The sequence below is a fragment of the Mycolicibacter algericus DSM 45454 genome (assembly GCF_002086455.1).
Lineage (GTDB): Bacteria > Actinomycetota > Actinomycetes > Mycobacteriales > Mycobacteriaceae > Mycobacterium > Mycobacterium algericum.
Map to the genome: position 1 here is coordinate 183585 of NZ_MVHC01000003.1, position 21251 is coordinate 204835.

Sequence of the window (21251 nt, forward strand, 5' to 3'; positions counted from 1 at the left end):
CATCATGCTTGCTCGGCTGCGGGAGCGCGGCCGGTTCCCTTAGGCTCTGAAGATGGTTCCGCGAAAATTCCTGGAGTGGCCGGTGATCCGGCAACTGCGCACCGGTGACGTGTTCGGCCGCGGGCCGGCCGTCACCTCCGAACGCACCCGCGCCACCGTGCCGCGAACCGCGACCGCCGACCGAGTGGTGCAGAGCATCTGCCCCTACTGCGCGGTGGGCTGCGGGCAGCGCGTCTACGTCAAGGACGAGAAAGTGGTGCAGATCGAGGGCGATCCGGACTCGCCGATCTCACGCGGCCGGCTGTGTCCCAAGGGCGCGGCGAGCGAACAACTGGTCAACTCTCCCGGGCGGCAGATCACCGTGCTCTACCGGGCGCCCCGCGCCAGTGACTGGCAGCCGCTGGAGTTGGACACCGCGATCGACATGGTGGCCGACCGGTTCATCGCCTCCCGGCGCAACGGCTGGCAGGACCACGACGACTACGGCCGGCCGCTGCGGCGCACCATGGGGATCGCCTCGCTGGGCGGCGCCACGCTGGACAACGAAGAGAACTACGTCATCAAGAAGCTCTTCACCGCCGCCGGCGCGATACAGATCGACAATCAAGCTCGTATTTGACACTCCGCCACGGTTCCCGGTCTGGGAGCCTCCTTCGGTCGCGGTGGCGCGACACAGTCCCTGCAAGACATGGCGAATGCCGACTGCATCGTCATCCAGGGCTCCAACATGGCCGAGTGCCATCCGGTCGGATTCCAGTGGGTCGAAGAAGCCCGGAGCCGGGGCGCCACCGTGATCCATGTCGACCCGCGGTTCACCCGCACGTCGGCGGTGTGTGACACGCACATTCCGATCCGGGCCGGCTCCGACGTGGTGCTGCTGGGTGCGCTGATCAACCACGTGCTCACCCACGACTTGTGGTTTCGTGACTACGTGCTCGCCTACACCAACGCCGCGACGCTGGTCAGCGAGGACTTCCGCGACACCGAGGACCTGGGCGGGCTGTTCTCCGGGTTCGACCCGGAGACCGGGCAGTACGACCCGTCGACGTGGGCGTACCAAAGCCGCGACGCCGGCGAGGACGACATCGGCTCGCCCGGCGGTGGTCATGAGCACGGCGCCAGCGCATCGGCGCGCTCGCTCGGCGAGACGCTCGGCAGCGGCGGCGCGGCACTCGAACACCCCCGGGTGCGGCGCGATCAGACCCTGCAGCACCCGCGCACAGTCTTCCAGATCCTCAAGCGGCACTACGCGCGCTACACCCCGGAGATGGTCCGCGACGTCTGCGGCATTGACACCGAACTGTTCGACTACCTGGCGCGCGCCGTCACGTCCAACTCGGGGCGGGAACGCACCACGTGCTTCGCCTACGCGGTGGGCTGGACACAGCACACCCTGGGCGCCCAGTACATCCGCACCGCCGCGATCCTGCAGCTGCTGCTGGGCAACGTGGGCCGGCCGGGCGGCGGCATCATGGCGCTGCGCGGGCATGCCAGCATTCAAGGTTCCACCGACATCCCGACCCTCTACGACATGCTGCCCGGCTATCTGCCGATGCCCAAGGCCGGGCGCGACGACACCCTCGGTGCCTACCTGGGCCGCGTCGGGTCGAAGAGCCAGAAGGGTTTCTGGGCGGACGCCGACGCCTACCTGATCAGCCTGCTCAAGGCGTGGTGGGGCGACGCCGCGACCGCCGACAACGACTGGGCTTATCACTACCTGCCCCGGCTGACCGGAGCCCACGGCACCTATCAGACCGTGACCGGGATGCTGGCCGACGAAGTCGAGGGCTACTTCCTGCTCGGTCAGAACCCGGCGGTCGGTTCGGCCAACGGGCGCCAACAGCGGCTGGGCATGGCGCACCTGAAGTGGCTGGTGGTACGGGATCTGAACCTGATCGAGTCGGCCACCTGGTGGAAGGACGGTCCCGAGATCGCCTCCGGCGAGCTGCGCACGCAAGACATCGAGACCGAGGTGTTCTTCCTACCGGCTGCCGGTCACGTCGAGAAGGCCGGGACGTTCACCCAGACCCAACGGCTGCTGCAATGGCGCCATCAGGCCGTGGCCCCGCCGGGAGACTGCATCAGCGAGTTGCAGTTCTTCGTCGAACTGGGCAACCGCATCCGCGCCAAGCTGGCCGGGTCGACCGATCCGCGAGACCGGCCGCTGCTGGATCTGGTCTGGGACTACCCCGTCGACGAGCACGGCGACCCGGATCCCGAGTTCGTGCTGGCCGAGATCAACGGGCATCAGCTCACCGGCGACGACGCCGGCCGGCCGCTGTCGTCCTACACCGAATTGCGCGCCGACGGGACCACGGCCGGCGGCTGCTGGATCTACACCGGGGTTTACGCGGACGGCGTCAACCAGGCCGCCCGGCGGGTGCCCAACGGCGGGCCGAGCCGCAGCCAGTCGCAGTGGGGTTGGGCCTGGCCGGCCGACCGGCGGATCTTGTACAACCGGGCGTCGGCGGACCCGGACGGGGTGCCGTGGAGTGAACGGAAGCGCTACGTCTGGTGGGACGCGCAAGCCGGCCGCTGGACCGGCGATGACGTGCCCGACTTCGTGGTCGACCGTGCCCCGGGCGCCCGGCCGGATCCGGCGTCGGGCGGTCCGGACGCGTTGGCCGGTGACGACCCGTTCGTGATGCAGTCCGACGGCAAGGGTTGGTTGTTCGCGCCCAAGGGCGTGGTGGACGGCCCGCTGCCGACCCACTACGAACCGCAGGAGTCACCGATCGCCAACGCGGTGTATCTCCAGCAGCGCAATCCGGCTCGAATCACCTTCCCGCGCAAAGACAATCTGTCGGCTCCCAGTGCCGGTGAGCCGGGCGCCGACGTCTACCCGTACGTGTTCACCACCTACCGCCTCACCGAGCACCACACCGCCGGCGGCATGAGCCGCTGGTTGCCGTATCTGGCCGAACTGCAGCCGGAGATGTTCTGCGAGGTCTCCCCCGCGCTGGCCGCCGAGCGGGGCCTGGAGAACTACGGCTGGGCGACCATCATCTCGCCGCGGGCGGCGATCGAGGCGCGCGTCCTGGTGACCGACCGGATGACACCGCTGATCGTCGGCGGACACACCGTGCACCAGATCGGGCTGCCGTATCACTGGGGTGTCGGTGGCGACGCGGTGGTCAGCGGCGACGCCGCCAACGACCTGCTCGGGGTGACCCTGGATCCGAACGTGCAGATCCAGGAGTCCAAGGCCGGTTCCTGCGACATCCGGCCGGGCCGGCGACCGCACGGCGAGGAGCTGCTGCGGCTGATCACCGAATACCAAAGCCGTTCCGGCGCAACACCGGAGACCGGCAACACCGCTGTCGACCCGGAAAGGCGGGACTGATGGGCCAACTTTCAGGACCGACCAACCCCGCCGCCGACGCGCGATGGTCAGCGCAACACCGGCGTAAAGGCTTCCTCACCGACACCTCGATCTGCATCGGCTGCAAGGCCTGTGAGGTGGCCTGCAAGGAGTGGAACCACAACCCGGCCGACGGCGACCTGGAGCTGCTCGGATCCTCCTATGACAACACCGGCTCGCTGGGCGCCAACACCTGGCGGCACGTCGCGTTCATCGAACAGGGCGCCGACGCCATCGCGAACGCCCGCGAATCGGGGCGACAGCTGATCGATCTGGGCATGCCCAAAATGCCTGGCGCAGCAACGGATATCGCGCCGCCGGCTACCGAGCAGTTCCGCTGGCTGATGGCCTCGGACGTCTGCAAGCACTGCACGCACGCCGGATGCCTGGACGTCTGCCCGACGGGCTCGCTGTTCCGCACCGAGTTCGGCACGGTCGTGGTGCAGGACGACGTCTGCAACGGCTGCGGAAACTGCGTGCCGGCCTGCCCGTTCGGGGTGATCGAGCGTCGCACCGACGGCACAGCGGCGCCGAAGTCCGCCCGCGGCGCCGCTCCCGGCGTGGCAGAAGTCGGGATCGCCCAGAAGTGCACCATGTGCTACGACCGGCTGGTCGACGGCGGAACTCCGGCCTGCGCCAAGACCTGTCCCACCGAATCGATCAAGTTCGGTGACCACGACGATCTGGTGGCCGATGCCCGCGAGCGGGTGGCCCGACTGCACGCTCAGGGCCGCACCGAGGCCCGGCTCTACGGCGCCAACGAGCACGATGGCGTCGGCGGCACCGGATCGGTCTTTCTGTTGCTCGACGAGCCGGAGGTCTACGGCCTGCCACCGGACCCGCGGGTCGGCACCGCCGATCTGCCGGCGATGTTCAAGCGGTCGGCCCTGGCCGCGGCCGGGATGCTGGCCGCCGCCGCCGTCGCATTCCTGGGGGGGCGGTCATGAGCACCGTCTCGGACGATCCGCGCCGCGGCAGGCGTCGGCGCCGTGGCGGCGGCGACGGTGGCCGCGAGATGCCGATGGTGCCCGACGTGGCGTTCAGCTCCTACTACGGGCGCCCGGTGGTCAAGCCGGCGCCGTGGACGCACGAGATCGCCGCCTACCTGTTCCTCGGCGGCCTGGCCGGCGGCTCAGGTCTGCTGGCTGCCGGTGCCCAGCTCACCGGGCGAAAGGTGTTGCGCCGCAACTCCCGGCTGGCGGCGCTGGTGGCGATCATGTTGAGCGCGGCGGCGCTGATCAGCGACCTCGGTCGACCGGAGCGCTTCGTCAACATGCTGCGCACCATCAAACTCACCTCACCGATGAGCCTCGGATCCTGGATCCTGTCGGGTTTCGGCGCGGGCGCCGGGGTTGCGGCCGCCGCCGAGGTCGATCGCATGACCGGCGAGTGGCTACCCCTGGGCCCACTGCGGCCGGTGCTGCGGGCGGCCGAAGGACCGGCCGGCCTGGAGGCCGCCGTGTTCGCTGCGCCGCTGGCCGTCTACACCGCGGTGCTGCTGGGCGACACCGCCACCCCGACCTGGCACGGCGCCCACCGCGATCTGCCGTTCGTGTTCGTCAGCTCGGCGAGCCTGGCCGCCGGCGGCCTGGCGATGCTGACGACGCCGGTGACCGAAGCCGGGCCGGCGCGACGACTGGCGGTGCTGGGAGTCATCGGTGACGTCATCGCGACCCGGGCGATGGAGCACCGGATGGACCCGATCGCCGCCGAGCCGCTGCAGCAGGGCCGGGCCGGGGCGATGCTGCGGTGCAGTGAAGGATTGGCGATCGCCGGCGGTGTCGGGACGCTGCTGGGCGGGCGGCACCGCGCGGTGGCGGCGCTGTCCGGGCTGGCACTGCTGGGGGCCTCGGCGCTGACCCGGTTCGGGGTGTTCGAGGCCGGCATCGAGTCGGCGAAGGATCCCCGCTACACCATCGAACCGCAGAAGCGTCGCCTGGCGGCGCGGCGGGCAGCGGGTATCACCGGGGATTCGATCACGACCGCCGGCTGAGCGGAGTCAGCCGTCGAGCTTGTGCAGCGCCGCACCCTTGTGCATCGCGATGTGATCGGTCTTGTCGCTCTTGATCTCGTATTGCGGGTCCTCGGGCGTGCAGTGGCGGCGATGTCCCTTGCAGTCGGTGTCTTCGGTGTGCACCTTGGTGATGCGCCCGCTGACGTGCCCGGCTTCGGAGTTCCACCGCACGTGGTCGCCGACCTTGAACCGGCTCATACTCATCGCACCTCGACTCCGCTTCCGGGGACGGTATGCCCGATTACGGGATACCCGGAAAGCTCCCCGGCAATCAGCAGACCACCGGAGGTCTGGGCGTCGGCCAGCAGCAGCAGATCGTCCTCGGTGATACCGGGTCCGGGACGCAGGTGCGGGCGCACCCAGTCCAGGTTGCGCTGCGTGCCGCCGGAGACGAAGCCGTCGCGCAGCGCCTCGACCGCGCCGCCGATCACCGGCACCGCGCCGCGGTCGATCACCGCGCCCACCCCGGATGCCCGGCACATCTTGTGCAGGTGGCCGAGCAGCCCGAAGCCCGTGACGTCGGTGGCGGCCCGGACGCCCGCTTCCACCGCTTCGCGGGCCGCGTCGCGGTTGAGCCGGGTCATCAGCTCGACGGCCTCGACGGAGACCTCCCCGGTCCGCTTGTGCCGGTTGTTGAGCAGTCCGACCCCGATCGGCTTGGTCAGCGTCAGCGGAAGACCGGGTGCGGCGGAGTCGTTGCGCAGCAGCTTCTTCGGGTCGGCCACCCCGGTGACAGCCATGCCGTACTTGGGCTCCGGATCATCGATGGAGTGCCCGCCGATCACCGGACAGCCCGCCTGCTGCGCGACCGCCAGGCCGCCGCGCAGCACCTCGCTCATCAGCTCCATCGGCAGCGTCTCCCGCGGCCAGCCCACCAGGTTGATCGCGACCACCGGGGTCCCACCCATCGCGTAGATGTCCGAGAGCGCGTTGGCGGCCGCGATGCGGCCCCAGTCATAGGCGTCGTCGACGACGGGCGTGAAGAAGTCGGCGGTGGACAGCACGGCGAGGTCGTCGCGCACCAGCACCGCGGCCGCGTCGTCGCCGTCGTCGAGCCCGACCAACACCCGATCGTGCGCCTGTCCTGCCAGGCCGCGCACCGCGTCCTCGAGTTCGCCGGGCGGGATCTTGCAGGCACAGCCGCCGCCGTGCGCGTAGCCGGTGAGCCGGATGGTCATCGGTTCAGGCTAGCCACACCGGTTAGGTTTAACAGCGGAGGCGTTTGGGTCCTGGTGGGCTCCCCGGTCTTCAAAACCGGTGAGGCCGAGCAACTCGGTCTGGCGGGTTCGATTCCCGTCCGCCTCCGCCATCGGACAGGAGGGGCTGTGAGCCAGGTCGATCCGCGTCGCGCCATTCCACGCACCGATGCACTGCTGGCGCTGCCTGCGGTGCGCCAGGCAGCCACCCGGCTCGGCGATCGCACCATCCGGGCGGTGGTGCACGACGCCCAGGATCGGGCGCGCCGCGGGGAACTGGCGCCCGACGCGGTGGAATCATCGGTGCTGGAACGTCTTTCATCTCATTCCGGATCCACACTGCGGCCGGTGCTCAACGCCACCGGAGTGGTGATCCACACCAACCTGGGCCGGGCTCCACTGTCGGCGGCGGCAGTCGAGGCGCTCGTGGCGGCCGCCGGCTATGTCGACGTCGAATTGGACCTGGAAACCGGAGCCCGGTCCAAACGCGGCGTCGCCGCGCGTGCCGCGCTGCTGGCGGCGTGTCCGGCCGCCGAGGACGCACTGGTGGTCAACAACGGCGCCGCTGCGCTGGTACTGGCCACCACCGCGCTGGCCACCGGGCCGGGGGTAGCCGGAAAAGAAGTAGTCGTCAGCCGCGGCGAGCTGATCGAGATCGGCGCCGGCTTCCGGCTACCCGATCTGATCGCCTCCACCGGCGCGGTGCTGCGCGAGGTCGGCACCACCAACCGCACCCACCTGCACGATTACGCCGAGGCGCTGGGACCGCAGACGGGCTGCATTCTCAAGGTGCATCCCAGCAACTTCGCCGTGCAGGGGTTCACCGCGGCGGTCGGGCTACGCGAGTTGCGGGCGCTGGCCGACGAGCACGGTGTGGCCCTGCTGGCCGACCTGGGCAGCGGGCTGCTCGCTGCCGACACGCTGCTGCCCGACGAGCCGGATGCGGCGAGCGCGCTGGCCGCCGGCGCCGACGTGGTGACCGCCAGCGGGGACAAACTGCTCGGCGGGCCGCAGGCCGGGCTGGTGTTGGGGCGCCGTGAGATCGTCGCCCGACTGGCCCGTCATCCGCTGGCCCGAGCGGTGCGGGCCGACAAGCTTGCGCTGGCCGCGCTCGAAGCCACCGTGGCCGGTGGCCTGCCACCGGTGACGTTGGCATTGCACGCCGACACCGAATCCCTGCGGTGCCGCGCTGAGCTGCTCGCGACCGCTGTTGGCGCCGAGATTGTTCCGCATGACGGGCGGGTCGGCGGCGGCGGCGCACCCGGCGTCCCGTTGCCCGGCTGGGCGGTGCGACTGCCCGAGACAGCCGCCGCCCGGCTGCGCGCCGGCGATCCCGCGGTCTTGCCCAGGGTGCACGACGGCGCCTGCCTGCTCGACCTGCGCTGCGTCCCCGAGGCCGACGACGCGCGGTTGCTGGCCGCGGTGCGCGCGGCGTTGGAGTGACCGTGATGTGGCAATGTTCGTCGTAGCCACGGCCGGACACGTCGACCACGGTAAATCCACCCTGGTGCGAGCGTTGACCGGAATGGAGCCCGACCGGTGGGCCGAGGAGCGCCGCCGCGGACTCACCATCGATCTCGGGTTCGCGTGGACCACACTGCCCTCGGGTGCCCCGGTGGCGTTCGTCGACGTGCCCGGGCATGAACGCTTCCTCACCAACACCCTGGCCGGTCTGGGCCCGGCGCCGGTGGTGTGTTTCGTGGTCGCGGCCGACGAGGGCTGGCGGTCGCAGTCGTCTGATCATCGCGACGCCCTTGCCGCGCTGGGCTTTTCGCACGGTCTGGTGGCGCTGACCCGCATCGACCGGGTGCCACCCGCCCGGGTCGCCGAGGTGCTGGCCGCGACCCGCGCCGAACTCGCCGAGACCGGGCTGCACGATGCCCCCGTCGTGGCGGTGTCCGCCGCCTCCGGTGTCGGCCTGACCGAGCTGCGAACGGCGCTCGACGAGGTGGTGTCCCGGCTGCCCGCGCCCTGCCCGACCGCACGGGTTCGGCTGTGGGTGGACCGCTCGTTCAGCATCACCGGCGCCGGGACCGTGACCACCGGCACCCTCACCGCGGGCACGCTGGCTCGCGGTGACCGGCTTATCCTGCTCGGGCGGGGACAGCCGCGCGAGGTGACCGTTCGTGGGTTGCAGAGTTGCGGTCACGACTGCGCGACGGTGTCGCCGACGGCACGGGTGGCCGTCAACCTGCGGGGGGTGCCGGCAGCAGACGTGCACCGCGGCGACACGCTGGTCACGGTCGATGCGTGGCCGACCCCCAGCACGGTGGATGTGCGCCGTGCAACCGGTCTCGCGCTCAGCCAGGCGCCCGAACACCTGGTGGTGCACGTCGGCACCGCGTCGGTACCGGCCCGGCTTCGGCCGTTCGACGACGACCATGCCCGGCTCACGCTGGAACATTCGCTGCCGCTGGCGCTTTCGGATCGACTGGTGTTGCGCGACCCTGGTGGACGGCGGGTGGTGGCCGGGGTCCGCGTGCTCGATCCCGATCCTCCGGCGCTGCGGCGCCGCGGCGACGGCACCCGGCGCGGGGTTGTGCTGGCGGCGCTGACATCCGGCGACGATCCGGCAGCAGTGGTGGCCGACCGGGGTGCGGTGTTCCGCGCCCGGCTGCAGCTGCTGGGCTACGACTGCACGGCGGTGCCTGCCGGGGTGCGCGAGGTCCGTGGCTGGTGGGTTCAGACGAGCACCTACCAGGGCTGGCTGGAACGCCTGGGTTCGGCGACGCGGGAGCTGCATGAGCGAAACCCGTTGTCGGCCGGGATGTCCAGCGGGGCAGCGGCTGATCTGTTGGGGTTGCCCGAAGTGGGCCTGCTCGACGAGGTGGTTCGTGACGCCGGGCTGGAGCTCCATGACGGCCTGATCCGGATGGCGGGCACCGGTGGCGATCTCGGGCCGGCCGAAGCCGCGATCGCCACGTTGGAGTCTCGCCTTGCCGCCGAGCCGTTCCGAGCCCCCGACGCGGACGACCTGGCCGCCCTGCGACTGGGGATCCGCGAGCTGGCCGCGGCCGAGCGGGCCGGCCGCTTGCTGCGGCTGACCGAGTCGGTGGTGCTGCTGCCGACGGCGCCGGCGCTGGCGATGCGTGAACTGGCGTCGTTGACCCAGCCCTTCACCGCCACGCAGGCCAAGCAGGCGTTGCGCACCACTCGACGGGTGGCGATCCCGCTGCTGGAGCACCTCGATTCCCGCGGCTGGACCCGTCGGATCGATAACGTCCAGCGGGAAGTGGCGCACTGACGGATACCGCCCCGACGGACAGCGCTGCGCGGGCCGGTCTGGGCCATAGAGACACGAATGCCCCGGCAGAACCGGGGCATTCGTGCTTGCTGTGTGGTTGATTACACGTCCGGCGTCAGCAGACCGAGGTCCAGGACGCTGTAGAGACCGGCGTCCTCCAGATCGGCCACCGGCGAGACCGCGTCGACATCGGAGAAGTCGGTCGGCGCGAACCACGATGCCATCGACGAGATGTCGAAGTTTCCGAAGGGCGTCTTCAGGATGTCAATGACATCCTTGCCGTCGCCGTCGGCGTCGTAGTACAGGTTGGTGAAGCCCAGCCCCAGCTGGTGCTGCGCGTACACATCCCCGTCGGTGGTGACGAACTGGTTGTTGATGCCGCCACCGAACAACGACTGCGTGATGTAGTTGGTGCCCGACAGCATCTCGCCGTCATCGTTGGTGAAGGCAGCCGTCAACTTCCAGGTCTGCGAGAGCGGGTCGTTGACGTCGAGCAGCTGAGCACCGTCGAGGGCGTAGGTCGGATTCCACGTCACGTCGGCAGGAGCGTCCTCACCCAGGCCCAGGTTCAGGGCGCTGTACAAGCCGGCGTTCTCCAGCGCTTCCAGCGGCGACGCCGGGGTCAGGTCTGCCACGTCGGCCGGCGCGAACCACGCCGCCATCGACGAGATGTCGATGTTTCCGAAGGGCGTCTTCAGGATGTCGACGACGTCCTTGCCGTCGCCGTCGGCGTCGTAGTACAGGTTGGTGAAGCCCAGCCCGAGCTGGTTCTGGTTGTAGATATCACCGGTGGCGTCATCGATGAACAGGGCGTTGAGCCCACCCGTCGACGGGGTGAGGTAGGTCGTTCCTGCGAGCGCCTCGCCGTCACTGTGAGTGAAGATCGACGTGACGGCCCAAGTGTTCGTGAACGAGTTCGCCGCCTGCAGAATCTCGGCGGTGTCGACGTTATAGGTCGGCGTCCAGGTCCCCGGAGTCTCCGAGACCTCGGCGCCGGCGGTCGCCGCGGTGAGGAATGCTGCTGCGGCACCTCCGGCGGCGACGCCTAGTATGATCGGCTTCATGATATGTTCCCTTGTTTGTAACCGGTGATCTTGTTCAGATCGTGGCTTGGCTAACATTAGGGGTTTTCTGATGTTTCGTCAACCGAAATCACAGAGAATTTTCCCTGGAGGGCCCGGCGCGCACCAGCGCTGACGTGCATCCCGCTGGGACAACGGCGCCTCAGCTCCGCCTGATGCCCGGCATCGCCGCACCCGCAATCCTGAGAACGCCGGCTTCTGGACATTGCTCTGTGTCAGGCCCGGTGCCAAGATGTTCGACATGGTGTCCACCAATGTGTCGGGGGCGCGCCTGTACGGCGGGGTCGACGCCGTCGAACGCCGGGCATCGCGCCGAGCCCGACTCCTCGAGGCCGGGCTCGACCTTCTCGGGGCCGACGTGCCGCAGATTGCGGAACTGACCGTGCGGGGCATCTGCCGGCAGGCCGGCCTGACCGCGCGCTATTTCTACGAGAGCTTCGCCGACAAGGAAGAGTTCGTCAGCGCGGTCTTCGACTCCGTCATCGCCGACCTGGCCGCCAAGACCCAGTCGGTCGTGAAGGCGGCGCCGCCCGGCGAGCAGACCCGGGCCGGAATCGCCAACATCGTGCAGACGATCGTAGGTGACGCCCGGATCGGGCGACTGCTGTTCGGCGTGCATCTGAGCAACGCAGTGGTGGTACGCAAACGGGTGGAATCCAGTGCGCTGCTGGCGATGTTATCTGGCCAGCACGCTGGCAGCGCGCTGCGACTGCCGGAAAACGACCGGATCAAAGCGGCCGGACACTTCGTCGTCGGTGGGGTCGCCCAGACGATCAGCGCCTGGCTGGCCGGTGAAGTGCGGTTCAAGCCGGAACGCTTGATCGAGCAACTGGCCGCACTGCTGGACAAACTCGGCGATCCGGCGCTGTACCGAGACTAAGTGGTGACGGCCGGAACCCTCCGGTCGGCTTCGGTCTTCGGCGTGACGTGTTCCTCGCCTGGAGTGAACTCCTTTGTCCAGCAAGCGAACTCAAGTGTAATTCCGTCGGGATCGAGGAAGTAGAACGACCGGACGTACACACCGGGATGCAGGGTCGGGCTGGCCTGGAATTCGGACATGTCGTGGTTGAGAACGGGCCCGACCCGGACACCTTTGTCCTTGAGTCGCTGGCGGTAGGCGTCGAACTTGTCTGCGGGCACGTGAAAGGCCAAGTGGTTCATGGTGCTCACCGCGCTGACGATCTCACCGACGCCCGGGATGGCGACCGGCGATGAGATGCCCGGTACGCGATCCGGTGCTTCGGCGAACCAGAAGAAGGCGACGCAGTCACCGTTGCCGGCGTCGAAGAAGAAGTGCTGGCCCATCCCGGCGGGCAGATCCAGGGACTTGACCAACGGCATGCCGAGCACGTTGCTGTAGAAGTCGACCGTTCGGGCCATGTCGGCGCAGACCAGCGCGACGTGGTTGATCCCACTGATCTCGAACTCGGTGTTGACACCGTGCGGCTTGATCATCGCGACTCCTCTGGTCAAGATCAGAATCTGAATCTAACATCAGATTCAAGTTTGATCCAGCCCCGGCAGCGACAGGAGAACCGATTCGGTGTCGACCCTCTCCGAAGAGCCCATTCACCGCGACCCGTTGCCGACTCGTCGGGGCCGACGCACCCAGGCGGCGATCGACTCCGCGGCACGGGCGGTGATCGCCCGCAAAGGTGTGCTGGCCACCACCATCGCCGACATCGCTGCCGAGGCCGGTCGATCGGCCGCGTCGTTCTACAACTACTACGACTCCAAAGAAGCGATGGTCCGGGAGTGGGCGCTGCGGTTCCGCGATGAGGCCGGCGAGCGGGTCTCCGGCGCCGTTCGGCACGGGCTGTCGAACCGGGAGCGTATCGAGCAGGCCGCCGCCGCCCACTGGTATACCTACCGCAACCGACTCGCCGAGATGGTCGGAGTCTCCCAACTGGCGATGGTCAACGACGACTTCGCCCGTTACTGGGCGGAGATCTGCGCGGTACCAGTGGCTTTCATCACCGAAACGGTGAAACGAGCGCAAGCTGACGGCCACTGCGCCGATGACGATCCCGAACTACTCGCGGTGGCGATCGTGTCGATGCTGAACCAGTTCTGCTACGTCCAACTGGCCGCCCCCCGTCGCGGCGGCGCCGCGCCGGACGATGACGCCTGCATCCGAACCCTGGCCAACGTCTTCTATCGGGCCATCTATACCGAGGAGACCACTTGACATGCCGGCGGTGAGAGTCCTGGCGCATTTCATCCCCGGGCCGAAGGTCATCGACTTCGTTGCGCCGGAATCGGACTGGCTCGATATTCGGTGGTGCGCCGCCGACGACGACACCGCCTTCCGGCGTGAGCTGGCCGATGCCGAGGTGATCTGGCACGTGCTGCGTCCGCTGTCCGGCGAGGACCTGCGCGGTGGACCGCGACTGCGACTGGTGCAGAAGTTCGGCGTCGGGATCAACACCATCGACGTCGGGGCCGCCACCGAGTGCGGCATCGCGGTTGCCAACATGCCCGGCGCCAACGCGGCATCGGTGGCCGAGGGCGCCGTGCTGCTGATGCTGGCGGTGTTGCGCCGACTGGTGTCGCTGGATCGCTCGACGCGCCAGGGGTCCGGTTGGCCCACCGATCCGGATCTCGGTGAGCGCTGCCGCGACATCGGCGGCTGCACCGTGGGTCTGGTCGGGTACGGCAGCATCGCCCGACGCGTCGCCGGGATCGTCTCCGCCATGGGCGCCAACGTGCTGCACACCAGCACCCGCGATGACGGTCGCCCCGGCTGGCGCTCATTGCCGGAGCTGCTGGCCGAAGCCGATGTCGTGTCGCTGCACGTGCCGTTGACGGCGGCCACCGAGGGATTGATCGACCGGGCCGGCCTGGCGCGCATGAAACCCGGGGCGGTGCTGGTCAACACCGCGCGCGGCACCGTCGTCGACGAGACCGCGCTGACCGAGGCGCTGGCGAGCGGGCGGCTGGGCGGCGCGGGTCTCGATGTGTTCGCCGTTGAGCCGGTCAGCCCGGACAACCCCCTGCTCGGCTTGGACAACGTGGTGCTGACTCCCCATGTCAGCTGGTACACCGCCGACACCATGCAGCGCTATCTGAGCGCCGCCGTCGACAACTGTCGCCGGCTGCGCGACGGTCAACCCTTGACCGAGGTAGTCAACCAACCGACCGGTTGTTAGTTTGGCCCCACGCACACACCGAAAGGCGCAACATGCCCATAGCGATCACATCTGAGCATCAGGACCTCGCCGATTCAGTGCGGTCACTTCTGACACGGGCGGTGCCGTCCGAGTTGTTGCATGCGGCAATGGACAACCCGATCGAGAACCCGCCGCCGTACTGGCGGGCCGCCGCCGAGCAGGGTCTGGCGGGGGTGCACCTGGCCGAACAAGTCGGCGGGCAGGGGTTCGGCATCCTGGAGCTGGCGGTGGTGCTGGCCGAGTTCGGCTATGCCGCGGTGCCCGGCCCGTTCGTGCCGTCGGCGATCGCCGGCGCCTTGATCGCCGCCCATGATCCGACCGCCCCCGAGTTGGCGGGTCTGGCCACCGGCGAGGTCATCGCCAGCTACACCCTCAACCCCGGACTGACGGCCACCGCCCACGGTGACGGCTTGGTGATCCGCGGTGAGGTCCGTGCCGTCGCGGCGGCCGCCCAGGCGTCGCTGCTCGTGCTCCCCGTGGCGATCGACAGCGGCGAAGCTTGGGTGGTGCTGAGTGCCGACCAGCTTGAGATCGAGCCGGTGGAAAGCGTGGACCCGCTACGTCCGATCGCCCACGTGCGGGCCAATGGTGTCGAGGTCGACGACAAAGCCGTGCTGGGCAACCTCAACCAGGCGCAGGCGCACGCGCTGATCTCGACACTGCTGTCCGCCGAGGCGGTCGGGGTGGCCCGGTGGGCCACCGACACCGCGGCGGAGTACGCCAAGATCCGCGAACAGTTCGGCCGGCCGATCGGTCAGTTCCAGGCCATCAAACACAAGTGCGCCGAGATGATCGCCACCACCGAACGCGCCACCGCCGCGGTGTGGGACGCCGCCCGCGCGATCGACGAGGCAACCGGGAACGACGCCGCGGTTGCGGCCGTGCCGTTCGCGGCCGCGGTGGCTGCGACCCTGGCCCCGGAGGCGGCGCAGCACTGCACCCAGGACTGCATCCAGGTCCACGGTGGGATCGGTTTCACCTGGGAGCACGACGCGGGCGTCTATTACCGGCGGGCACTGATCCTGGCCGCCTCGTTCGGCCGTCGCGCCGACTACCCGCAGCAGGTCGTCGACACCGCCACTGCCGGCGGGATGCGCAAGATCGACATCGACCTGGATCCCGAAACCGAGAAACTGCGGGCGGAGATCCGTGCGGAGGTGGCCGCGCTCAAGGCCATACCGCGCGACGAGCGCACCGTGGCGATCGCCGAGGGCGGCTGGGTACTGCCCTACCTGCCGAAGCCGTGGGGGCGGGCCGCCGAGCCGATCGAGCAGATCATCATCGAGCAGGAGTTCGCGGCCGGCCGGGTGCGCCGCCAGGGGATGGGTATCGCGGCGTGGCTCATCCCGTCGATCGTGGCGTTCGGCACCGAAGAGCAGAAGCAGCGTTTCCTGCCGCCCACGTTCCGCGGCGAGATGGTGTGGTGCCAGCTGTTCTCCGAGCCGGGCGCGGGTTCGGACCTGGCCAGCCTGACCACCAAGGCCACCAAGGTCGACGGCGGCTGGCGGATCAGCGGACAGAAGATCTGGACGTCGGCCGCGCAGTTCTCGTCATGGGGAGCCCTGCTGGCGCGGACCGACGCCGCGGCCCCCAAACACGATGGCATCACCTACTTCTTGCTGGACATGAAAAGTGAGGGCGTGACCGTCAGTCCGCTGCGTGAACTCACCGGCGGGGCGATGTTCAACACCGTGTTCATCGACGATGTGTTCATCCCCGACGAGCTGGTGCTCGGCGAGGTGAACCGGGGCTGGGAGGTCAGCCGCAACACGCTGACCGCCGAGCGGGTGTCGATCGGCGGGTCCGAGATGCCGTTCCTGGCCAGCCTCGACGGGTTCGTGGACTTCATCCGCGACGGCCAGTTCGATCAGGGTGAGCAGCGCCGAGCCGGCGAGTTGATCGCCGAAGGGCACGCCGCCAAGCTGCTTAACCTGCGCTCAACGCTGTTGACCCTGGCGGGCAAGGACCCGATGCCCGCGGCGGCGGTGTCCAAGCTGCTGTCGATGCGGACCGGCCAGGGCTACGCCGAATTCGGGGTGAGCACCTTCGCCGGCGACGCCGCGATCGGTGACCGCGAGCAACTGCCCGGCAAGTGGGCTGAGTATCTGCTGATGAGCCGTGCCACAACGATTTACGGCGGCACCTCGGAGGTTCAGCTCAACATCATCGCCGAGCGTCTGCTGGGGCTGCCCCGCGATCCGTAGGAGTCGAAAACCGCATCCTGGCTAACTTATCGCGCCGGCCAGACCGCGGGAGGATCGAGAACTTAAGCGCGCCAACGAAATACCGAATCAGGCGACGCCAACACCGCAAACGGTCGCCGTCATCGGGTGCCGCCGCGCCAACGCTGGGTCGAGCCCAGCTGCACCGTCCCGCGTGAGACGGGTGTGTCGATGCCGGACCTGCCGGGATCCGCCGTGGACTCATCCCGATTGCGTCGATCGGCTCCAGCATGCTAGAAACATCGATACCTATGTAGCTACTACGTAGGTACGTAGGAGCGGTGCGGGATCGTTGACGGGGTGAACGATGGAGGGTACGTGAAAAAGTTCAGTAAGCTTTTGACCCTGACGGCCGCAGTGGCCATCATCCCACTCGGAGTCGCCAACCCGGCATATGCTCAGCCGCCGAGCGTTGAAGAGATCCTCGCAACGGAGAACGCTGTTAGGGCCGATGGCAAGTACGCATTGCTGGCTTCCGACGGACGGCACTTGGACGGAGCCATAATGACGGGCCGGGAGCTCAAGGCGAAGAGCTCGGCCATTGATTTTCAGATTGTGGCGTACGGACAATTGGTCCAAGAGATCGCAACGACTCCGGCGGTGAAGGATGCGGTCCGTCGGGCCGTGATCGACGACGGACTCAAAGTCGTGGCCTGCAATATTTCAGTCCAGAGGACGGGCATCGATCCGGCTCTCCTGCCACCCGAGATTCCCACCACCGGGAACGCTCTGACGTATGCACTCGGACTACAGGAGCAAGGCTACAAGACCCTCACCTACTGAGTTGGCCCGCTGCCGACTACATCGCCCGATCACTCCTGGAAGCCAAGGAAACTACTGCACCGGAGGTGCCCCGTGACCGCTGACACCATCGAAAAAGCCGGGACCCTCGAACGTCATTTCACTACCGCGGCGCTTTTCGCACTGCCGGTCCGACTGGTCATCGGGTGGACGTACTTTTCAGCTTTCTGGCGCCGTGTCGGCATCGCCGACAAATTGGATCCGAATCTGCCCGGCTATATCGGCGAGAAGTTCAACCATTTTCTGCCGCACGCGCTTGGCATCGGCCCGATCATCGAGCACCTGCTGACCCACCCCGGTCTGCTCGCGGTGGCGATGACGGTGTTCACCATCGTGGAAGGCGTCGTCGGGATCTGCGTGATGATTGGTTTTCTCACCCGGATCATGAGTTTGGCGGTCCTGGGGTTGGCGTTCGGCATCCTGCTCAGCGCCGGCTGGCTGGGCACCACCTGCCTGGACGAGTGGCAAATCGGGATCCTCGGGATGGCCTGCGGTTTCATGCTGTTTTTGAGCGGCGGCGGGCGCTATTCCGTGGATCGCATCGTTTCGGGCAGGATTCTGCGGCTGGCGCAGCAGAAATGGTTCAACTGGCTGAGCTCGGGCGCAATCAACGTCAGGACACCCGTCGTGGTCAGCGGCTCGATATTGATCCTGACCGTGGCGTTGTTCACCAACCAGCATTTTCACGGCGGGGTTTATGGCCCGCTGCACAATAAATCGGTAGCGCCGGTCATCGAGATCACCGACGCCCACATAGCCGACAACAGCCTGCAATTCGAGCTCTTCCGCACCGAAGGCGCCGACGTGTACGGCTCGTTTCTGATCGGCGTCGGCGTCCGCGACGACACCGCCGGCGACACCGTGGTCAAGCTCGATGGCGCGGAGCTCAGCCGGCTGCCCAGAACGGCGATCACCAACCGCTACGTGGCCAAGGTGGAGCCCGGCGCCCACAGCCTCGTCGTCCCGTTGGGCGCGAAAGCTCGGGTGACGATCGACACCGAACGGACACGCTGGAACGCGGCACACCGGTACACCCTTGTGCTCACCGATATCAGCGGCGCCACCTGGAAGTTGCCGATCGCAAGCGTCACCTGACCCGTGCCGCGAGCGTGCGTAGTCCCGGCTCCGGCACGGAGTGTCGTACCGGGGACGCGCACGCTCGCGCCAGAAACGGGACCTACAGCTCGCGGAGCTCGCGCTTGAGGATCTTGCCGGTGGGGTTGCGCGGCAACTCGTCGAGAAAGACCACCTCGCGCGGCACCTTGTAGCGGGCCAGATGCTCCTTCACATAGACCTTGATGGTGTCCTCGTCGACGGAGGAGCCTTCCTTCTTGACCACGAACGCCCGCAGCCGCGCGCCCCACTCCTTGTCCTCCACGCCCAGCGCGGTCGCCTCGATCACCTCGGGGTGCCCGCTGATCAGGTCTTCGACCTCGGCGGGGAAGACGTTCTCACCGCCGGAGACGATCATCTCGTCATCGCGGCCGGACACGTAGAGCAGCCCCCGCTCGTCGAAATAGCCCACGTCTCCCGATGACAGCAGTCCGTCGATGATCTGTTTGCCCCCGCCGCCGGTGTAGCCCTCGAACGGGAAGAAGTTGCCGACGAAGATCCGGCCGACCTCGCCCTGCGGCAGCTGGTGGCCGTTGTCGTCGAGGATTCGGACCTTGACGCCCTTGACCACCTGTCCCACCGTCGCCGGGTTGTACTGCAGGTCGCCCGGATCGGCGATGGTGGCGAACGCGACCTCGGTCGAGCCGTACATGTTGTAGATCACCGGGCCCAGATCCTTCATCGCCCGGGTGGCCAACTCGGCGCCGAGCTGTGAACCGGACACGAACACGATCCGCAGGTTCGACAGATCCGGCTTGGGACTGGTCTTCTCCAACTGGTCGAGGATCCGCGACAGCATGACCGGAACCACGACAATCCCGGTCACCTTGTGCTTCTCCAGGTCCTCCAGCACGGTGGCCGGCTTGAACCGGCGTCGCAGCACCAGTGTCGAGCCGAAGAACATCGCCAGGGTGCCGTGCAGGTAGCCCAACGCGTGGAACATCGGGGACGGCAGCGACGTCACCTCACCGGCGCGGAACGGGACGTGCGACAGGATCCCGCCGATCGGGGCGAGGGTGGGCGGGGTGCTGCGGTTGGCGCCCTTGGGGGTGCCGGTGGTGCCGGAGGTCAAGATGATGATCGAGGCGTGCTTGGTGACCTTCGGCGCGCGTGCCTTGCTGCTGCGGGCGATCAGCTGCGCCAGCGTCTCGTCGGCGCTGCCCGACGGTTGGTCGCTGTCGGGGTTGACTCCCAGCGCCCGCAGCTTGCCCAACGGGGGGTCGGCCTGCGAGACCGCCTCGGTGTACTCGTCGTCGTAGATGATCAGTTTGGCGCCTTCGCGTTCAGAGACGTCTTTGATCTGCGGGCCGGAGAATTCGCTGTTCAGCAGGATCAGCCGGGCGCCGACCCGGGCGCAGCCGTAGTTGGCGATCAAGAACCAGCGGTGGTTACGGGCCAGGATCGCCACCCCGTCGCCACCTCGCACACCCATCGCGACCAGGCCATTGGCCACCGCATTGGCGGCGTCGTCGAGCTCTTTGAAGGTGATGCTGCCGTCGTCGTCGATGACGGCCAGGCCGTTCGGGTTACGGCGGGCGTTCAGCGCCGGAATCATCCCGAGCTCGCCCCAACGGGCCCCGTCGGCGATCGCGCTCGCGATGATGCCGGGTGATTCCAGCCGCAAAGCACCGGACTGAAGGACCTTGCGCAGATAGTGCAGCTCGGCACTTCCTCGTTCCAGGTAACGACCGAGCGTGTTGACGGCCTGACTTGGCAGGTCGGTGAGCTTTGCCATGGCCCAACCTTATGTGACGCAGGTCGCTGCCCGACAGTGGATTCGACCTCTGGCTAGCATGGCGGTCATGGCCGGCGGATTGTCGCTGGACGTGTCGGGACACCGGGTGGCGGTTACCCACCCGGACAAGGTGGTGTTCCCCGGACGCGACGGCACCGCTTCGCGCACCAAGCTGGAGCTGATTCGCTACTACCTGGCGGTGGCCGACGGCGCGCTGGCCGGGGTGGCCGGGCGACCCATGATCCTCAAACGCTTCGTCGACGGCATCGACGCCGAGGCCGTCTTCCAGAAGCGGGCACCGGCCAACCGCCCGGACTGGGTGTCGGTCGCCGAACTGCGCTACGCCTCGGGCCGGTCGGCGCAAGAGGTCGTCATCGACGATGCGGCCGGGCTGGCCTGGGTGATCAACCTGGGCTGCGTGGACCTCAACCCACACCCGGTGCGCGCCGGCGACTTGGAGCACCCCGATGAACTTCGCGTCGATCTCGATCCGATGCCCGGTGTCGGCTGGCCGCAGATCGTCGAGGTGGCACTGCTCGCGCGGGAGGTGTTGGCCGATCACGGGCTGATCGCCTGGCCGAAGACGTCGGGATCGCGGGGTATGCACATCTACGCCCGGCTCGCGCCCCGATGGGAGTTCCGGCAGGTTCGGCTGGCCGCGCAGGCGGTGGCCCGCGAGATCGAGCGGCGCGCACCGCAATCGGCCACCAGCCGGTGGTGGAAAGAGGAACGGGGCGCCCGAGTCTTTGTGGACTTCAACCAGAATGCCAAGGACCGCACGGTCGCCTCGGCCTATTCGGTGCGAGCCACCCCCGACGCCCGCGTGTCAACACCGCTGTCCTGGGACGAGGTACCCGACGCCGATCCGGCGGCGTTCACCATCGACACCGTGCCGGACCGCGTCGCGCGGATCGGCGACCCGTGGGCGGGCATGAACGAGCCGGTCGGTGACCTGGAGTCGCTGCTCGAACTGGCCGAAGCGCAAGGCCCGGCGGAGAAGGCACCCAAGGGGGCACGCAAGAACGTTGACGGCCGCCGTACTTCACCGCTGCCGTTGATCGAGATCGCCCGCACCAAGACCAAAGACGAGGCGATCGCCGCGCTCGATGTCTGGCGCGAACGGCATGCCGCGGCGGCCGACCGGCTGACGCCGGCGGACGTACTGGTCGACGGCATGCGCGGGCCGAGTTCGATCTGGTACCGGGTGCGGATCAACCTGCAGCACGTCCCGGCCGGGCAGCGCCCGCCACAGGAGGAGCTGATCGCCGACTACAGCCCGTGGGAACAGCGGAAGCATTAGCGGACCGCGCAGT

At 68.2% G+C, this 21251-nt stretch carries 17 protein-coding genes and 1 tRNA gene; 13 read left to right on the top strand and 5 right to left on the bottom strand.

The genetic code is table 11. The annotated features are described in order from the left end of the window. The first annotated feature begins 52 nt into the window (after window positions 1–52). From fdh to nrfD, 3 genes are read left to right on the top strand one after another with little or no spacing between them, the layout of a single operon-like run. Window positions 53–3343 (top strand): formate dehydrogenase, encoded by a 3291-nt coding sequence (gene fdh / locus BST10_RS04450; RefSeq protein WP_163762400.1) that lies wholly within the window; start codon window positions 53–55, stop codon window positions 3341–3343. After that, the gene (locus tag BST10_RS04455; RefSeq protein ID WP_083036564.1) at window positions 3343–4308 is read left to right on the top strand and encodes a 4Fe-4S dicluster domain-containing protein; all 966 of its coding nucleotides are present in this window, start codon (window positions 3343–3345) and stop codon (window positions 4306–4308) included. Before fdh ends, BST10_RS04455 begins: the two co-directional genes overlap by 1 nt. Further along, window positions 4305–5354 (top strand): NrfD/PsrC family molybdoenzyme membrane anchor subunit, encoded by a 1050-nt coding sequence (nrfD, locus tag BST10_RS04460; RefSeq protein WP_083036565.1) that lies wholly within the window; start codon window positions 4305–4307, stop codon window positions 5352–5354. Before BST10_RS04455 ends, nrfD begins: the two co-directional genes overlap by 4 nt. Window positions 5355–5360: 6 nt before the next feature. Here nrfD and BST10_RS04465 read toward each other — a convergent pair whose 3' ends face one another. Both BST10_RS04465 and selD read right to left on the bottom strand, forming a co-directional pair. Further along, window positions 5361–5573, bottom strand: a complete 213-nt coding sequence (locus BST10_RS04465; RefSeq protein WP_109559393.1) for a hypervirulence associated TUDOR domain-containing protein — start codon at window positions 5571–5573, stop codon at window positions 5361–5363. Window positions 5574–5575: 2 nt separating this feature from the next. After that, window positions 5576–6553, bottom strand: coding sequence for a selenide, water dikinase SelD (gene selD, locus BST10_RS04470; RefSeq protein WP_083036570.1), 978 nt, complete (start codon window positions 6551–6553; stop codon window positions 5576–5578). 36 nt (window positions 6554–6589) lie between these two features. Between selD and BST10_RS04475 the strand changes: the two genes are divergently transcribed. From BST10_RS04475 to selB, 3 genes are all read left to right on the top strand, one after another. Next, window positions 6590–6684, top strand: a tRNA-Sec gene (locus BST10_RS04475). A gap of 16 nt (window positions 6685–6700) precedes the next feature. Further along, a complete protein-coding gene (gene selA, locus BST10_RS04480) occupies window positions 6701–8014 on the top strand; it encodes an L-seryl-tRNA(Sec) selenium transferase (protein WP_083036573.1) in 1314 nt (437 codons plus the stop codon). 13 nt (window positions 8015–8027) lie between these two features. Then, window positions 8028–9815 carry a selenocysteine-specific translation elongation factor gene (gene selB / locus BST10_RS04485; protein WP_083036576.1) on the top strand — a complete coding sequence of 596 codons (1788 nt, stop codon included), beginning with the start codon at window positions 8028–8030 and terminating at the stop codon, window positions 9813–9815. A gap of 101 nt (window positions 9816–9916) precedes the next feature. Here selB and BST10_RS04490 read toward each other — a convergent pair whose 3' ends face one another. Further along, the gene (locus BST10_RS04490) at window positions 9917–10879 is read right to left on the bottom strand and encodes a hypothetical protein (protein WP_083036579.1); all 963 of its coding nucleotides are present in this window, start codon (window positions 10877–10879) and stop codon (window positions 9917–9919) included. Window positions 10880–11129: 250 nt separating this feature from the next. On the opposite strand from BST10_RS04490, the gene BST10_RS04495 reads away from it, so the two are divergent. After that, on the top strand, window positions 11130–11777 hold the full coding sequence (locus BST10_RS04495) for a TetR/AcrR family transcriptional regulator (protein WP_371869195.1): 648 nt from the start codon (window positions 11130–11132) through the stop codon (window positions 11775–11777). Here BST10_RS04495 and BST10_RS04500 read toward each other — a convergent pair. After that, the gene (locus BST10_RS04500) at window positions 11774–12352 is read right to left on the bottom strand and encodes a VOC family protein (protein ID WP_083036583.1); all 579 of its coding nucleotides are present in this window, start codon (window positions 12350–12352) and stop codon (window positions 11774–11776) included. The genes BST10_RS04495 and BST10_RS04500 overlap by 4 nt on opposite strands. Before the next feature lie 88 nt (window positions 12353–12440). Between BST10_RS04500 and BST10_RS04505 the strand changes: the two genes are divergently transcribed. From BST10_RS04505 to BST10_RS04525, 5 genes are all read left to right on the top strand, one after another. Then, a complete protein-coding gene (locus BST10_RS04505; protein WP_083036587.1) occupies window positions 12441–13085 on the top strand; it encodes a TetR/AcrR family transcriptional regulator in 645 nt (214 codons plus the stop codon). 1 nt (window position 13086) lies between these two features. Further along, on the top strand, window positions 13087–14046 hold the full coding sequence (locus BST10_RS04510) for a 2-hydroxyacid dehydrogenase (RefSeq protein ID WP_205277444.1): 960 nt from the start codon (window positions 13087–13089) through the stop codon (window positions 14044–14046). A gap of 32 nt (window positions 14047–14078) precedes the next feature. Continuing rightward, complete coding sequence (locus tag BST10_RS04515; protein ID WP_083036589.1) at window positions 14079–16271, top strand: acyl-CoA dehydrogenase family protein; 2193 nt, start codon at window positions 14079–14081, stop codon at window positions 16269–16271. A 336-nt stretch (window positions 16272–16607) separates the two neighbouring features. Next, on the top strand, window positions 16608–17072 hold the full coding sequence (locus BST10_RS04520; protein WP_133054403.1) for a hypothetical protein: 465 nt from the start codon (window positions 16608–16610) through the stop codon (window positions 17070–17072). Window positions 17073–17144: 72 nt separating this feature from the next. Next, window positions 17145–18185: a TQO small subunit DoxD gene (locus tag BST10_RS04525; RefSeq protein ID WP_083036594.1), complete on the top strand. Its 1041-nt coding sequence runs from the start codon at window positions 17145–17147 to the stop codon at window positions 18183–18185. An 82-nt stretch (window positions 18186–18267) separates the two neighbouring features. Here the strand turns inward: BST10_RS04525 and fadD2 are convergent, their stop codons facing one another. Beyond that, window positions 18268–19938 (bottom strand): long-chain-fatty-acid--CoA ligase FadD2, encoded by a 1671-nt coding sequence (fadD2, locus tag BST10_RS04530; RefSeq protein ID WP_083036597.1) that lies wholly within the window; start codon window positions 19936–19938, stop codon window positions 18268–18270. Between the two features lie 58 nt (window positions 19939–19996). Between fadD2 and ligD the strand changes: the two genes are divergently transcribed. After that, window positions 19997–21238, top strand: a complete 1242-nt coding sequence (gene ligD, locus BST10_RS04535) for a non-homologous end-joining DNA ligase (protein WP_083036600.1) — start codon at window positions 19997–19999, stop codon at window positions 21236–21238. The last annotated feature ends 13 nt before the right edge of the window (window positions 21239–21251 follow it).